Origin of the sequence: Pseudoalteromonas sp. SWXJ133 (assembly GCF_015864365.1) — a bacterium.
Lineage (GTDB): Bacteria > Pseudomonadota > Gammaproteobacteria > Enterobacterales > Alteromonadaceae > Pseudoalteromonas > Pseudoalteromonas arctica.
Window position 1 is genome coordinate 1 of record NZ_JADYXJ010000003.1, and the last position, 15638, is coordinate 15638.

At 39.4% G+C, this 15638-nt stretch carries 14 protein-coding genes; 6 read left to right on the forward strand and 8 right to left on the reverse strand.

Annotated features, from left to right (window positions below):
- Positions 1-289 precede the first annotated feature (289 nt).
- From I6F40_RS02890 to I6F40_RS02915, 6 genes are all read left to right on the forward strand, one after another.
- Entirely contained in the window at positions 290-490 is a 201-nt protein-coding gene (locus I6F40_RS02890) for a hypothetical protein (RefSeq protein WP_166377969.1), read from the forward strand.
- A gap of 14 nt (positions 491-504) precedes the next feature.
- Positions 505-813 (forward strand): hypothetical protein, encoded by a 309-nt coding sequence (locus I6F40_RS02895; protein WP_166377967.1) that lies wholly within the window; start codon positions 505-507, stop codon positions 811-813.
- Between the two features lie 305 nt (positions 814-1118).
- A complete protein-coding gene (locus I6F40_RS02900) occupies positions 1119-2267 on the forward strand; it encodes a hypothetical protein (protein ID WP_197192455.1) in 1149 nt (382 codons plus the stop codon).
- A 578-nt stretch (positions 2268-2845) separates the two neighbouring features.
- Complete coding sequence (locus I6F40_RS02905; protein WP_197192456.1) at positions 2846-3211, forward strand: DUF4124 domain-containing protein; 366 nt, start codon at positions 2846-2848, stop codon at positions 3209-3211.
- A gap of 78 nt (positions 3212-3289) precedes the next feature.
- Positions 3290-4336 carry a nucleoid-associated protein gene (locus tag I6F40_RS02910; protein WP_197192457.1) on the forward strand — a complete coding sequence of 349 codons (1047 nt, stop codon included), beginning with the start codon at positions 3290-3292 and terminating at the stop codon, positions 4334-4336.
- A complete protein-coding gene (locus tag I6F40_RS02915) occupies positions 4333-5523 on the forward strand; it encodes a hypothetical protein (protein ID WP_197192458.1) in 1191 nt (396 codons plus the stop codon). The genes I6F40_RS02910 and I6F40_RS02915 overlap by 4 nt, the downstream gene beginning before the upstream one ends.
- Before the next feature lie 789 nt (positions 5524-6312).
- Here I6F40_RS02915 and I6F40_RS02920 read toward each other — a convergent pair.
- From I6F40_RS02920 to I6F40_RS02950, 8 genes are all read right to left on the reverse strand, one after another.
- The gene (locus I6F40_RS02920; protein ID WP_197192459.1) at positions 6313-8571 is read right to left on the reverse strand and encodes an ankyrin repeat domain-containing protein; all 2259 of its coding nucleotides are present in this window, start codon (positions 8569-8571) and stop codon (positions 6313-6315) included.
- Positions 8564-8779: a hypothetical protein gene (locus I6F40_RS19650; RefSeq protein WP_033017078.1), complete on the reverse strand. Its 216-nt coding sequence runs from the start codon at positions 8777-8779 to the stop codon at positions 8564-8566. The genes I6F40_RS02920 and I6F40_RS19650 overlap by 8 nt, the downstream gene beginning before the upstream one ends.
- A 48-nt stretch (positions 8780-8827) precedes the next feature.
- Positions 8828-8983: a hypothetical protein gene (locus I6F40_RS02925; RefSeq protein WP_008166284.1), complete on the reverse strand. Its 156-nt coding sequence runs from the start codon at positions 8981-8983 to the stop codon at positions 8828-8830.
- Positions 8984-9624: 641 nt separating this feature from the next.
- Positions 9625-9909 carry an addiction module antidote protein gene (locus tag I6F40_RS02930; RefSeq protein ID WP_096793685.1) on the reverse strand — a complete coding sequence of 95 codons (285 nt, stop codon included), beginning with the start codon at positions 9907-9909 and terminating at the stop codon, positions 9625-9627.
- A gap of 335 nt (positions 9910-10244) precedes the next feature.
- Positions 10245-13136 carry an aminomethyl-transferring glycine dehydrogenase gene (gene gcvP / locus I6F40_RS02935; protein WP_197192460.1) on the reverse strand — a complete coding sequence of 964 codons (2892 nt, stop codon included), beginning with the start codon at positions 13134-13136 and terminating at the stop codon, positions 10245-10247.
- A 161-nt stretch (positions 13137-13297) separates the two neighbouring features.
- Complete coding sequence (gene gcvH, locus I6F40_RS02940) at positions 13298-13687, reverse strand: glycine cleavage system protein GcvH (RefSeq protein ID WP_024592874.1); 390 nt, start codon at positions 13685-13687, stop codon at positions 13298-13300.
- A gap of 73 nt (positions 13688-13760) precedes the next feature.
- Positions 13761-14843, reverse strand: a complete 1083-nt coding sequence (gene gcvT, locus I6F40_RS02945) for a glycine cleavage system aminomethyltransferase GcvT (protein WP_121955113.1) — start codon at positions 14841-14843, stop codon at positions 13761-13763.
- A gap of 117 nt (positions 14844-14960) precedes the next feature.
- The gene (locus I6F40_RS02950; RefSeq protein ID WP_197159609.1) at positions 14961-15560 is read right to left on the reverse strand and encodes a hypothetical protein; all 600 of its coding nucleotides are present in this window, start codon (positions 15558-15560) and stop codon (positions 14961-14963) included.
- Positions 15561-15638 lie beyond the last annotated feature (78 nt).

A 15638-nucleotide genomic window follows, 5' to 3' on the forward strand; every position in this document is an offset into this window, starting at 1 on the left:
ACTCAGTAGTAAGGTGTAATTCTTTAATAAATTCAGACATAAAAATAGGCCACAACTTCTGTTGTAGCCTATTATGAGCCCTTTGAAAGATCGTTCAATTAGCTTAAACGATCTGCATTATCCCTATTGATACCTCTTATAAGTATTAAACGTAATACGGTGAGGCTCAAAAGGCGGCTTGCGACAGCTACTTCTGTGTTGTCGCAAGCAACTTAAAAAACCTCAAACAAGGTTATTTAATTATAGAGTTAAAACACGTTAATATTAATGTCCAAATTAAGGCCCTGTGATGAAGTTTGAAATGTCGGATGGCACGGCTGCGCAGCTTATCCGACCTACGCAAATTAGAAAAGCCAAAGGCGCCTTCCAACATCACCTCCAGATTTTAAGCAGATACACTCTATTAAGTATTAACTCCCTTTCAAAGTTGTTGCCTGCCTACAAGCTTGCGTATAATGCACGCATTCCGGCTGCATTTTTTAGCCGCTAACTTGGATTTTAATAATGAAAAAACTCTCTGCAGTGCAAATAAAGCAGCAAGCACTTGTACTTAATACTGCTGAAAAATTAGAAGAACAAGGCCGCGCTGAGCTCCCAGGCATGCTGCAATGCTGGTTTGATGTTCAATATCACTTATTTCCAAGTACACTACTGCTGTGCTTTCAGTTTGAAAACGAGCAAGCATTAAAAGCCGCAGAGCCTGATTTATTAAAATGGCAAAAGCGTTTAAGCGGCGCAATGCTTAAAAAAGGCGTTATTTTAAAAGATATGCGTAAACATTTAAAATTTACGCTCAAAGGGCCTGATGATTAATTAGAAAGGTTTAAAACTATATTTTAGCTTACGCTCGTATTACCGAAGCGCATAAAACCACAACGGAAAGCCGCTGCATTACTGCAACGGCTTTTTACTTTTTATTAGGACCGAAAGTAGAACCCATAAAGGTCAATTTCGACTCAGGGGTTTTTATTAGCCGATAATGCTAATTGGCCTGTTAAACAAAACGAATGCTCGGCAAAAGCAAATTTCAGTCGATTCAACGTTAATTGGTTGCCCTAAGTTAGCAATAGTAGGATAGTAAATTACATATAAAACAATAGCCTTATATTAGGAATATTATGATCAAAGTATTATTAGCGACCAGCTTAATTGCCTCTTCATTCGCTGCTTTAAGTAATCCTTTAACTGTTGAAGAACAGCGCATCAACAAAGCCCAATCGACAATGCCAAATGTTTTAAATGCATTTACCCCACAAGTATCAAGTTTTGAGCAACAATTTAAAGAATTAAACGACTTTAAAAGTGCAAAAATATTAGTACAAAGCTTTAGCTTTGAACTGTGGGAAAACGCAAAGCAACGCATAGTAAAAACCAATAATTACGACGACCGCGAGCTCTACTGGGCACGCCTGCTTTCAAGCAAAGTAATACGCACAACATCGCCTAAATTTTCAATTACGCAGGCTCAACTAAATACTTTACTAACCCTACTTGAGGAAGGCAGCAGAGGCCGTACCGACCTCACTTTTTCATCAGGCAGCACTAAAAAAATATTACTTACGGGCTTTGACCCATTTTTACTCGATAGAAACATAAACCAAAGTAACCCCTCAGGTGTTGCGGCGTTATTACTCGACGGCCAAGTTATTAATTACAACGGCGTGAGCGCAGAAATTAATACCGTTATGGTGCCGGTGCGCTACGAAGACTTCGATCAAGGCATAATAGAGTCACTACTTGCCCCCTACTACGCACTTAATAATGTAGACATGGTAGTAACTGTAAGTATGGGCAGAACAGAATTTGATTTAGAGCATTTCCCGGGTAAACGTCGCAGTGTAACCGCCCCCGATAATGCCAATATTGTGTTTGGCGGAACGCAAACAAGCCCAGTGATACCAAAACTTAATGGCCGACCACTTCCAGGCAACGAGTTTGTAAAATTTAGCTTGCCTGTAAGTTACATGCAAAACGCCAAAGGCCCTTATAAAATTATCGACAATCATGAAGTCACCACGCTTGAAAAAACCTATAAAGCAGGTTCGTACGGCGAGCTTAAAAATAATATTGCGGTTAATGGCGGCGGTGGTGGTTACCTATCTAACGAAATATCGTACCGAAGTATTCGCCTGCGCGATGCGCTTAATTCAAGTATACCTACAGGGCATATTCACACCCCACGTATACAACAATTCGAACCTGAAACAGAAGCTAAAATAGTAAAACAAATAAAGGCAATGCTAGAGCAAAGCTTAGTAGCGCTATAGTTTATAAAAACAAGTTTAAGCGCATAATAAAGGGCAATAATATTGCCCTTTATTTTCTCATGCTATAAAAATAATTAACCCCTCGCAGGGCGCTGAGCTTACGGATAGCGGGAGGGGTGTTGTTGATGTCAATAATAGAGATTAAAAGTATAATTTCAAGATATTTATAGTTTGGGCTGATATTGGTACTAAGCGACGACTGAGGCGAAAGCAGAGGTGCATATTGATACAAATCGACGTGATTACTACTTGGCCTTTTCGAATAAAGAGTTCAAGAAAACACAGCCGTCTGCTTAACCGTAACTTTCTATTGGGCGACCTCATTGGTTTTTTCTAATGGGTGCCCTACAGGTATTTTTAAAATGACATTTATGTTATAGACTTAGCTAGTTACCTACTGGTAAAGCGCCTACAAAAAAATTTAAAGGCGGTATTAAATACTGTCAGACAACCCAATCTACGAGGCTCAACTCGTACCACAAGAAAGCTTAGAACAACTACACATAGTTGGCCGAGTTGTGTGGATGGGGGAATATTTGTAATACTGATTTATAAACAACTATTTAAAAGGATTTTAAGTGAAACGGATTTTATTATTTGCACTAATAATGAGTGCCCAACTCAACGCAGCACAAGTATACAAATACACTGTAAACGATGTAATCACATTCAGTGTTCAGCCTTGTAGTGCTGATGTCCAAATAGTCAAACTACAATCGGGCAAAAGTAATGCTACAGCGAACCCCTGCCAACTAGTTAACCAATGCTTAAAGCAAGTAAAACAAACTAGGTCATGGAAAGATCCCGAATCTGTTAAGGTTGTTAACCACTTTAAGCACTGGGAACAGTACGACAGCGGCACTAGGAAGCTTTTATTTTTAGAATTAAAAGCTAAAAATAGCTATGTGCCTATGATGGTACAACCTTCTCTGAGTGCTTTTTAGACCATATCAGTACTGGACTCAGTACTGTTCAATATTTCATAAGAAAATAAATCTAATAAAAATAAATAAGGTATAACAATGGCAATCAAAAACGTAATTATTCATCAAGTTAGACGTGACAAGACAGGTGAGAAACTAACAGTTCAACTTCGAGATACCGAGAATAACATTGACGGGCTGGCGGCTGTATTAACTGAGGATTTGCTAGACCTATTTAGCAATGCAAGTCTCAGTATCGGTGAATTTCAAGTACTTGATGATAAAGAAGCTCAGCCTGTTTTTGAGCAAAAATTAAAAAAATATTATGATGATGATGCCGAATGTGCTGATTTTGCAGGTCTTACTAAAGAACTATCAAAACGCTTTGAAAGCATTCTAGTAAGTAAGCAATTAACTTCAGTAAAAGGTGGCTTTTTGGTTTTTTATCAATATGAAACAAGAGGTAATAACTGGCTTGCTGTAGCTATATTAAATAAAACAGACGGTATTGATGTTTCAAAAAAACTAGATGTTATTGCTAGCCAAGTACTAGACTTAAAAAAACTGCACTTAGGGGCAGCGATTAACCTTACTCAATGGCAAACAGAAATGAATTCAAGGTACATTCGATTCAGAACTGGTTTAGCCGTTGAAGTACGAGATTACTTTGAGGAATTTATTGGCTGTCAACGAGACAAAGAAGCTGCTAAGCATGAAACCAAAGAACTAAAAAAAGCTATACGTACTTTTGCAACAAATAATTATGAATTTACTGAAGATCAAATATCTGGAAAAGTTAATACTGCACACGACTTTATTACTGAACAGCAAAAAGAAGGTAATCAAATATTATTGAGCCAAATTGCGAATAGAGTTTTTCCTGATCAGCCTGAAGAGTTTGTAAAAGAGGCACGAGAGAACTTCAATTTACCTGAAGATATTGCAATTCATAAAGCAAGTTTAAGAGCATATAAAAAGATATCAGGCCGTGGTAACGGTATCGCTATTAGTTTTGATAGTGATATGCTCGGCAGAGAAGTTGAATACAAAGACGGAGTTCTTTCTATAAAAGAAATTCCAATATCTCTAAAAACAGCTCTTGAAGAAGAGCTTGCTGCCAGAAAGAAAGATCTAGATAAAGAATGAGCTCAAAAATAACAGAAACATACAGTAAGATATTCAGTCAGCTAGAAGATTTACAAGCTGATAGTAATTCTATTGAAGGCTTTCTTCATTTAACAGATGAGATCGTTGAAGACTTACGTCGATTAGAAAATGCTGGACTAACTTCTGGAACATATGAGTTTTTAAAAGGTAATAAGCCTATCGGTCCGCAAGATTTAGATTCAATTAATGAAAAATTTCTTGCAGATGATGTTTTGTGTAACGTTGATTTAGAAACAAAAAAAATTCATTCTAACTTTGTGGTTTGTCTGGATTGGGACGATTTACTTTCATATGAAGACTCAGTGAAAGCACCCGTTGAGAGCGTGTTCTTTACCGCAACTGGTGAGTGTATTTCTGACAACTCAAGTTCAGACAAATTTACCAATTATCAAAATATAAGCAAAGTTTTTCAATTAATACAAAAACTAGCTAATGAAACTGAAGGTGGCGAACGAACTATATTTTATGAAAGAGCCTTAACTTTTGATTTTACACTCTCAGAATCAGACTTAGAGCACGCTATTGATCTTGAGGTATTAAATAAAATACTAAATAAAGATTTACATAAGGAAGCAATTACTTGTTTACTTTGCAAGGAATTGGTGAGCTTCTTAAAAGATGTTGATGTTAAAAAACGTTTTAGTTATTTGATACAACATTTGAGTTCGTTAATATTTAATGTCCAACTGAGCTACCAAGGTTATGTTGAAAACTATACCTTTGATAAGGTTAGAAAAGAATATCAAGAAAAACGTTCTGAATATATCAATAAAGTATATGATAAATTTGATAATGTTGCGACGAAACTGTTATCTCTACCTGCTGGTATTTGGTTTGCAACAACACAGATTGAACCAAGTACCTTTGGTAGTATGGAGTTTGCAAAAAATGTGACTGTGTTAGTCACAGTGGCTTCTCTTGTCGTGATCTTAGTATTCAGCCTATACAGCCAGTACTCAAACCTAGAAATACTTAAAAAAGAATATGTTAGTGTATTTGATCAACTAGCAGTAAATTTTGAAGATGAAGCTGCTGATATTCGCAAAGCAAAAGAAGAGATTTTAAGTGCAGAAACAAAAGTGCTATTAAAATTAGGCTTTTCTATATTTATTGCACTTGTTTTATTTGGCTTAACTTTTTGGTTGTTCTGTAAAGCATATAACTAAATTTTTAATCCAGTTTAAAATTCACTCCTTCTAAAACTTGGCACTCTGGCGCAAACCTTAACAGGGTTGAGAAAAATAAAGAGATCAAATACAGAGGGTCAGGTCTTGTTTCTTGCTAAGACCGAACACTAACCTCACGTTTAAAACCCTTCCCCGTCATCACGCCCTGAAAATAAGTAATTGATGAGTAATGTCGCGCATGGATGCGCGATAAGGCGAAACTAGGCCATGGATGGCCTATCTTTGCCGTTTACGTTCACATCAATTGTGGTTTGAAGGATTAAGCGTGATGCTCGGGTGCGCTGAGAGTGTCCAGAGAGGGACCAGCGGCAGCCCCTCTTTGGCTGCCGTCGCCAGCGCGACAAAACCTTGAATAAGGTTTCTAATTTCTAGAAGTGCCAAACGTATTCGCGTTACCTGTAATAGTAATTCCAAGCACCTATTCAAATACTTATTCGGGCTGCCGCCCGCGCGTCAGCAAGCTAAACGCCTACAATAAATAACACATACTCTTGGCTTTTGAGCGAGTAAGTATATTTGTGATTTGTTGGGCTTCGTTTCACTCTTCCCAACCTACGTACATATAATTTATGACTTATCACCACACACAAAAAAGCCGTTGCATTGCTGCAACGGCTTTTATAATTTTGATACATCACCACTCTACAATGGAAATTTTTCGGGTTAGCGGTAATAGAAATTGTGACTAGAGCGGCTAAATTTTAAAGCTAATTTTTACACTGATCTTTAATAAAGTTTGTGATCAATAAATCGATATTACGTTTATGCTCATTTCTGTTGTAAAACTAAGTACCTTAATACTTTATTTGATTGATGAGCAAAAGCAATATGCTTACAATCTAATGGCCTCCCTGTTTCAGGATGCTCAGCAGTTATTAGTGGATCTCCGTTTTTCTGAATCATAGCTTCAAATAATTCAACTTCATCTAGCTCAGCTGCCAGCATCAAAGGTGTAAACCCATTAATCCTAGTTTTATGACCGGCATTAGCGTCAGATCCTGCATTTATGAGCAATTGGGCTATTTTTCTCATGCCATCTAATGTCATAAACTCTTTAACTCTATCTGCCATCAAGTTATGCCCTGAATCTGTGATTTTTTGAAAGTTTGGATCTTGTAATTGTTTCTCATAATTTCTTTTAACTTCATCCAGAGTAGCCCCCATTAGGCCGTTAGAATGTCGCTTTAAAGTGTCTAGTAATTCATCGTTCAGAGGATGATTTTTTATCAAGTCCTTCCAAACCTCTGGTCTTTTTATAATTCCGATTTTACATAAAGTTGCGAAGAGTGCTGATTGTTTATCAGTATTCCCTCTAAAGTTAACGTTTGCTCCCATTTCTATGACCTTGGCTACGACTTCTGGCCTGCCTGTATCAACGGCACATACTAGAGGTAATAATTCTTTTTTGGATGTTTTCGTATTAACAACACCTTCACGATGTTTAATAGAGCTTATTAACTTAAATAACCTATCGTCCATGCTTGAACCATGATCCAGTACATCCATTTGCAAGATAGAAAAAAGTAATGCAGATTCATCGGAATCAGATAGTGCATTTACATTTACACCTTTATTAATCAACTGAGACACTGTTTCCACGCAATTCATCCATGAAAAGTAGACTATTTGAGGCATCTGCTTACCCCAGGTATCCCCAACCACTATTTTTTTATTTGGGCTTCGGAAGTTTGGCTTAATGCTTTGCTCAAAAAAACTAAGTAATGGTCCTATCCGTTGTGCCTCAGTTGAGGAACTGACATTAAACTGTAAAGCCGGTGGAAAATGCTTATGAAATGTTGCTGCATATAATTTTAATTCCCAATCTTCAACAACACTATCAAAGCGATTAGCTTTTAATTGGTTTTTATTTTCCTTATGCAAAGGTATCTCAATACCAAATAGGATTGCAGAGTTTTTCAACCTTTTAATGAAAGCTTTATCTGGTGTAGGTTTAAGGCTAGAAGCAATACTAAGGGCTTCTTTAATAATTTCAGGTATCGATGGCCCAGCAAAAAATAAAGCTTGTTCAAACGTTGCTTTAAAATGGCTATTTGCTTCTTTAAGCTCCCCATTCAGAGCATGCCATCGAGCGCGATACCAGCTCAGCCAATATCCCATATTAAATTTGGGGTGCTTAAAAGTTGAGACTTCAAGCTCGTCAATCAACGTTTTTGAGCACTGTTTTCGATCTGCATCAGAAAGTTCTTTATTTTCACCCTTTTTATAAAAAATGTAATCTATCTCTAGCCCTTGCTCCCCTAGCAATTTGAGCCAAACTTGATTGCTACTCTTTAAATGCCATATATATTGTTCAACTTGACTTAAGCTCAGTACATCAACATTGACTAATTGCTCTGGGTAAATATCGGCATAATTTCGCTGTAAATTATCGATAAAACGGGCTGCTAAAATAACAACTTTAATCTTTTCCCATTCATACCCCTCTACTTCAGAATTAGGAAGGTAATCTGAAATATTTGTTATATTAATTAGCTTTGGCAGTTCATCATTACTTTTCCAAAGCTTGAAGCGATGACGCTTTTCTTTTGGAATAAATTTAAGAAAGCTATCCCACCACTCAATATTTGAAGATAACCAATCAAACGCCTGGGTTATCCCATTAGGATGAGGGTTATTTCTCATTAAATAATTTGGTCCCTCAATTACTTTTCCCATAAAAAGATTGAATTCAACAGCAATTGTATCGAGGATCCACCGGGTAAGAATTGCTTCAGTCTCTACTCTGGTTATACCGTCCATAGAAGTTGAGTTTACCAATTCAATATATTCCCGCATCATTGATTCAAATTTAGCTTCTAATTTTTTAGAAAAGCCTTTATTGATGAACTTAGATAGAGGAACTGAAATAGATTCCTTGAATAAATTTGAAGCTAAGGTGTAGGGCTGGTCATATTTGAAAGCAAAAGTGTCTAGCTGTTTATTCGATGCTTTAACTCCTATTGCACTCGCGATAATGCGTACTATTTCAACAGGTGTCATAAATGGTTGGCGCTTTTCTTTAAGCATAATCAACTTCCATTGTCATAATTCTTTTAAGGTTTCGTTTAAAGTTAAGATGTGAGCGTCTATCACTCGGCGTACAAGGAACTGCAATGCGACCACCTTTAGGCGCATATATCAAGCCGTGCTTCTTTCCTTGTTTGAACACCCAACCAGATTTAATTAAGTGTTTTACCAACTTACTAATTTCTTTATCTTTACTATATGCAGACATAATCAAAATAAAGGACTAGGAAGTCAACAACTTCCTAGTCCTGACTCCTTAATCGTTTTTGTTATTATTAGCGGCAGCACGAGCTGCTCTTGCAGCAAAGCCTTTTGATGAAACTTGGCCGCCATTTGCTTTTGCCTCACCACTTTGAATACGAGCAACAGCTTTTGTGGTCATAGGTGCTTGATTAGATTTTGACTTAGACATAATTTTCTCCGAAATGAATTAACCCTGTATTGGGTGACAAGTAATTTACAAAGAAAATGACTAACCGTCAGTTATGTAACTCGCTGAGAAATTTTTATTTTTGTATTGGCGTATTTTTATTAATATATTTCATTGGAATTAAAAAGGGGTTAAATCTCGACTTCATACATTAAGGTGTTAGCTGATAAATCTTGTATTTATCTAAGACCAAACACCAACCTCACGTTTAACACCCTCCCCCGGTCATCACGCCCTGAAAATAAGTAATTGATTAGTAATTTATTTCATGGATGAAATGAAAGCCATGCTTGCACATGGATGTGCTTTCATGGCGTTTACGTTCACATCAATTAATTATTTGAAGGAAATAGCGTGATGCTCGGGTGCGCTGAGAGTGTCCAGAGAGGGACCAGCGGCAGCCCCTCTTTGGCTGCCGTCGCCAGTGCGACAAAACCTTGAATAAGGTTTCTAATTTATAGAAATGCCCAACGTATTCGCGTTATCGGTAAATTCAAATACTTATTCGGGCTATCGCCCGCGCGTCAGCAAGCTGTACGCCTACAACTAATAACATATACTCTTGGTTTGTGAGCGAGTAAGTATAGTTGTGATTTGTTGGACTTCGTTTCACTCTACCCAGCCTATGCAACTTGTGTTGTAAGGCGAAAGTTAAGTGCTTTCATCACTTTAAAAATAGTTTCCCAACGTGGCTTGGTTTTACCGTTAACTGCTTTATATAAGCTTTCACGGTTTAACCCCGTTGCTTTAGCAATATCACTCACGCCATGTTTTTTAACTAATAAGCCAAGTGCTTCAATAAAGGTATTTGGATCGTCATCAGCTAAACACTCTTCTAAAAATGTATTAATTTCTTGCTGTGTTTCCATATAGTCAAACGGATTAAAATCTGATGTTTGTAGCGTCATAGTAATTACTCCAATTTATTCAACTTACTGACCAAATGTAGCCCAAAGGCTACAGTCGCACAATGTTATTTATAACTTTAAGGCTGCCGCCCGCGCGTCAGCAAGCTAAACGCCTACGATAAATAACACATACTCTTGGCTTTTAAGCGAGTAAGTATATTTGTGATTCGTTGGGTTTCGTTTCACTCTACCCAACCTACGCCCATATTATTTATGGGGAATCACCACACAAAAAAAAGCCGTTGCATTGCTGCAACGGCTTTTATAATTTTGATAAATTCCCAAACTATAACGGGACTTACTACCCATTAAAGGTCAAAAATCAGTCTCTGCTATTAGTCGCGGTAAGTATCAACCGGTGGGCAAGCACACACTAAGTTACGGTCGCCGTATACGTCGTCTATACGTGTAACGGTTGGCCAAAACTTGTTTTTAGCTACTGCAGGCACTGGGAATGCAGCGTAAAAACGATCGTATGCGCGGTCCCATTCGTTACCTAACACGTCGCCTTGTGTATGCGGTGCAAACACTAGCGGGTTGTTTTCGATTGACCATTCGCCAGAGATTACTTTTTCAATTTCGCCTTTAATTGACACCATTGCTTCGATAAAGCGGTCAATCTCACCTTTTGATTCAGACTCAGTTGGCTCAATCATTAATGTACCAGCTACTGGAAACGACATAGTAGGTGAATGGAAGCCGTAGTCTTGCAAGCGCTTAGCTACGTCCATTTCAGTAATGCCTGATTGCTCTTTAAGCGGGCGTAGGTCAACAATACATTCGTGAGCAACACGGTTGTTACGACCACGGTATAAAATTGGGAAGTGCTTGCTTAGCTCATGCGTTAAGTAGTTAGCATTAACGATTGCCATTTCAGTGGCTTGTTTTAAGCCCTCGCTGCCCATCATGGTGATGTAAGCCCATGAAATAGGTAAAATAGCGGCTGAGCCGTAAGGCGCTGCCGATACCGCACCGTTACCAATGTTAGTACCTGGTACGTTAATTACGCTATGGTTTGGCATAAATGGCGCAAGATGCGATTTAACACCAATTGGGCCAACACCTGGACCACCGCCACCGTGTGGAATACAAAATGTTTTATGCAAGTTTAAGTGCGATACGTCTGAGCCAATAAAGCCTGGGCTTGTTACGCCAACTTGCGCGTTCATGTTTGCGCCGTCCATGTAAACTTGGCCGCCGTGCTCATGAATAATGTCACAAATTTCGCGAATTGTTTCTTCGTATACGCCATGCGTAGACGGGTATGTGATCATGATACACGATAAGTTTTCAGACACTTCCTCAGCTTTCGCTTTAAGGTCAACCATGTCTACGTTACCGTTTTTGTCGCAGTTAACTACCACAATTTTCATGCTTGCCATTTGCGCTGATGCAGGGTTAGTACCGTGCGCAGAGCTTGGGATTAAACATACATTACGGTGTGCATCGCCGCGTGACTCGTGGTATTTACGAATCGCGATTAAGCCTGCGTATTCACCTTGTGCGCCAGAGTTTGGCTGTAGTGATACTGCATCGTAACCGGTAATGTTTACTAGCCAGTCGTGTAGCTCGCCAATCATTATTTGGTAACCTTCTGCTTGGTCTAGCGGGCAGAATGGGTGAAGGTTTGCAAACTCAGGCCACGTAATTGGGATCATCTCGGCGGTCGCGTTTAGTTTCATGGTACATGAGCCTAACGAGATCATTGAGTGATTAAGCGATAAGTCTTTGCTTTCTAGTCGCTTAATGTAGCGAAGCATGTCTGTTTCGCTGTGGTAGCTGTTAAAGTTTGGATGCGTTAGTACTTCGTCATCACGTACTAAACTTGCAGGAATTGACTCACTGCCATTTGTTTCAACGTCGGCTGCAATAGTGTCAACACTTAGGCCATGGCCTTCGCCTAAAATAATATCGAATAACTCAGCTACATCGGCACGTGTTGTTGTCTCTGATACCGAAATTGAGTACTCGCCTTCGTGGTTTGTAGCAAAGTTTACGCCTTTTGCAATTGCACGTGCTGTTACGTCGTTTTTGCTGTCGCTTACTACTGTTAGCGTATCAAACCACGTGCTGTGCTTAAGTGCGATGCCTTTAGCTTTAAGACCACTTGCTAAAATATCAGCAAAGCGATGTATACGCTGCGCGATAGTTTTTAAGCCTTGTGGGCCGTGGTACACCGCGTAAAACGCTGCCATGTTGGCAAGTAATACCTGCGCTGTACAAATGTTTGAGTTGGCTTTGTCGCGGCGAATATGTTGTTCGCGCGTTTGCATTGCCATACGTAGTGCGTCGTTACCTAAACGGTCTTTAGATACACCAATAATACGACCTGGTAATGAACGTTTGTATGCGTCACGTGTTGCAAAAAATGCAGCGTGTGGACCGCCGTAACCCATAGGTACGCCAAAACGTTGAGCCGAACCAAGTACTACGTCTGCGCCTAGTTTACCCGGTGCTTTTAATAGTAATAAACTCATTATGTCGGCAGCAACACAGGCAATGGCCTTCTTGCTTTGTACGCCAGCAATTAGGTCTGTTATGTCTACCACTTCGCCTGATGTAGTTGGGTATTGGAACAATGCGCCAAAAATATCAAAGTTAACGGCATCTTCTGCTTTACCTACAATTATTTCAAAACCAAACTGCTCGGCACGCGTTGTTACTACGTCGATTGTTTGTGTGTGTACGTCGTCTGCAATAAAAAAGGCATTGGCTTTTTTAGCTTTTGATACGCGTTTTGCAAGGCCCATAGCCTCTGCAGCGGCTGTTGATTCGTCAAGTAGTGATGCGCTTGCTAAATCAAGACCGGTTAAATCTAGGGTCATAGTTTGGAAGTTTAATAATGATTCTAAACGCCCTTGAGCAATCTCTGGCTGATACGGTGTGTACGCTGTATACCAACCTGGATTTTCTAGTACGTTACGTAAAATTACGTGCGGTACGTTAGTTGGGTGGTAGCCTTGGCCAATGTACGATTTGAAAACTTTATTTTTGCTGGCTACTGATTTTAGGTAGCTTAGTGTTTCAACTTCAGTACGGCTTTCGCCAACTGTTAGCGGTTGTTCTAGACGAATGCTAGCCGGTACAGTTTGGTCAATGAGCTCTTGCACACTCGATACTTCTAAAGCACTTAGCATATCGCTTACTTGTGCTGGGCTTGGCCCAATATGGCGGCGAATAAAATCTTGCTTTTGCTCTAGTTCTTCAAGAGATTTGGCGTTTGACATGAATCCAGATTCCTATGATCCTAAATGCTAATGGGTAACTAGCATTAATTAAAATATTTGACGATTTAACAGTTCACTCAGTATGGGGTGGTGAGCTGTAAAATCATAAAAGCCCCATTTTTATACATTAAACGGGGCTTTTAGTTATCTTCAAAAAATGATTATTCTTCGTCGATAGTGTGCGAGTAACCTTCAGCGTCTAATAAGTTGTCTAGCTCAGACTCGTCAGATGCTTTAATACGGAATAACCAACCGTCGCCGTAAGAGTCACTATTTACCGTTTCTGGTGAATCTTCAAGCTCTTCGTTAATAGCAACAATTTCGCCACTGATAGGTGCGTAAATGTCTGATGCTGCTTTAACTGACTCTGCTACTGCACAGTCTTCGCCAGCGTCTACTTCGTCGCCAACTTCTGGTAATTCAACAAATACCATGTCGCCAAGAAGTTCTTGTGCATGCTCAGAAATACCAACAGTAAATGTACCGTCGCCTTCACTGCGAACCCACTCGTGTGAAGGTGCGTATTTTAACTCGCTAGGAATGTTGCTCATTTTATTTGTCCTTTGGTTTATATTGGGAGGATACCAATCACAATAATTATTGTGATTGGTATAACCAAATTATTTAAATTATTGATTTACCGTTACGTACAAAGCTAGGCTTTACTACTTTAACGTTTACTAATTTTTTACGCATTTCTACTTGAGCTGTATCGCCTGTTGAACGTGGTACACGTGCAAGGGCTACACTAAAACCAAGTGTTGGTGAAAAAGTACCTGATGTAATAATACCTATCCCACCGTCAACAATTACTTTAGAACCGCTACGCAAAACGCCTTTTTCTTCAAACACTAAGCCAACTAGTTTGTCAGTGCTTTTTTCTGCGCGTTGCTTAACAAGTACGTCACGGCCAATAAAGTCGCGATCTTCTGGTTCCCATGCAATGGTCCATGCCATGTTAGCTGCAAGTGGTGATACGCTTTCGTCCATATCTAGGCCGTAAAGGTTCATACCTGCTTCTAAACGTAGCGTGTCGCGTGCACCTAAACCAGCAGGCTTAACACCTGCGTCTAGCAGTTGTTGCCATAAATCGGCTGCTTGGTCGTTCGGTACTACTATTTCGTAACCGTCTTCGCCAGTATAACCCGTTGTGGCAATAAATAAATCACCTACTTGAACACCAAAAAACGGCTTCATACCTTCAACAGCTGCTTGTTGCTCAGCATTTAAAAGAGTGGCTGTTTTTGCTTTAGCGTTAGGGCCTTGTACTGCAATCATTGCAAACTCAGGGCGCTCTGTAACCGTTACGTCAAAGTCGCTCGATACGTTAGCTAAATGCGCTAGGTCTTTTTCACGCGTTGCTGAGTTAACAACTAGGCGGTAAAAGGTTTCGCTAAAGAAATAAATAATTAAGTCGTCTATTACACCGCCTTGCTCGTTAAGCATGCCTGTGTAAAGCGCTTTACCTGGTACGGTTAATTTTGCAACGTCGTTAGCTACTAGCTTACGTAAAAATGCTTGTGCTTGAGGCCCTTCAATATCAACAATAGTCATGTGTGATACGTCAAACATACCTGCGTCGGTACGCACGCTATTGTGTTCTTCTATTTGTGAGCCGTAGTTGATTGGCATTTCCCAGCCATGAAAATCAACCATTTTAGCGCCCGCTTCTAGGTGCTTAGCATGTAGTACAGTTTTAGAAGTCATAACATTCCTTCACGTTTAAATTAACCCTGTTTAGGGCGTGGCTTAAATAGACTTTAATTGCTTAATCGCAATTAAAAACAGGTAAACATTGTTATGTTCACCTGTTGTTTGTATTCGTTATGCGGCTTCACTATGCATAAGTGCAAAACCTTGCGCTTGCATGTAGCTTTGCCATTTTTGTAGCTCTGGCGTTTTTGCTATAAGCACAAAGTGTTGTTCGTCGTTTTTATCAATGGCGGTAATAAATACATCACCACTTTGCGCACCGTAGCATAGTTGCGCGTCAGAAAGGCGCAAACCTGGTGTTAATTTAAAAGCATTTACTAGAGTATCAAACGCGTTGTCGCCACTTAAAATAAAGCTTGCTAGGTCGGTGCGTACTACATAATCAATATCAAAACGTAGCTGTTGCTCGTTTATAAGTGCTTGTAGTTGAAGGCTTGCGTTGTGTGGCAGTACGAATCTAAAGGCGGTTTCGCTAAAGTAATAAACAGCAAAGCTGTAGTCAGAATTATAGTCGCCATCAAGCGTGCCCTTTAAGCCTAAACCGCTGGCGGTAAGCTTAGTTAAATCAAGGCCTAAAATAGTGCTTAAAAATACACTGGTTTCGGTGCCACTAAAATCCATTACAACGTGATTGTTGTTAGTTTGCAAAGCGTTAGTAACCGCACTACTTGCGTTGCTGTGGCGGGCAAACATTATTGGGTTAAAAGTCATAACAAACACCTGTGTATTTTCGATTATAAAAGTATATTGCCCACGCCGACCAACAACAAATTGTAATTTTTTATCAAT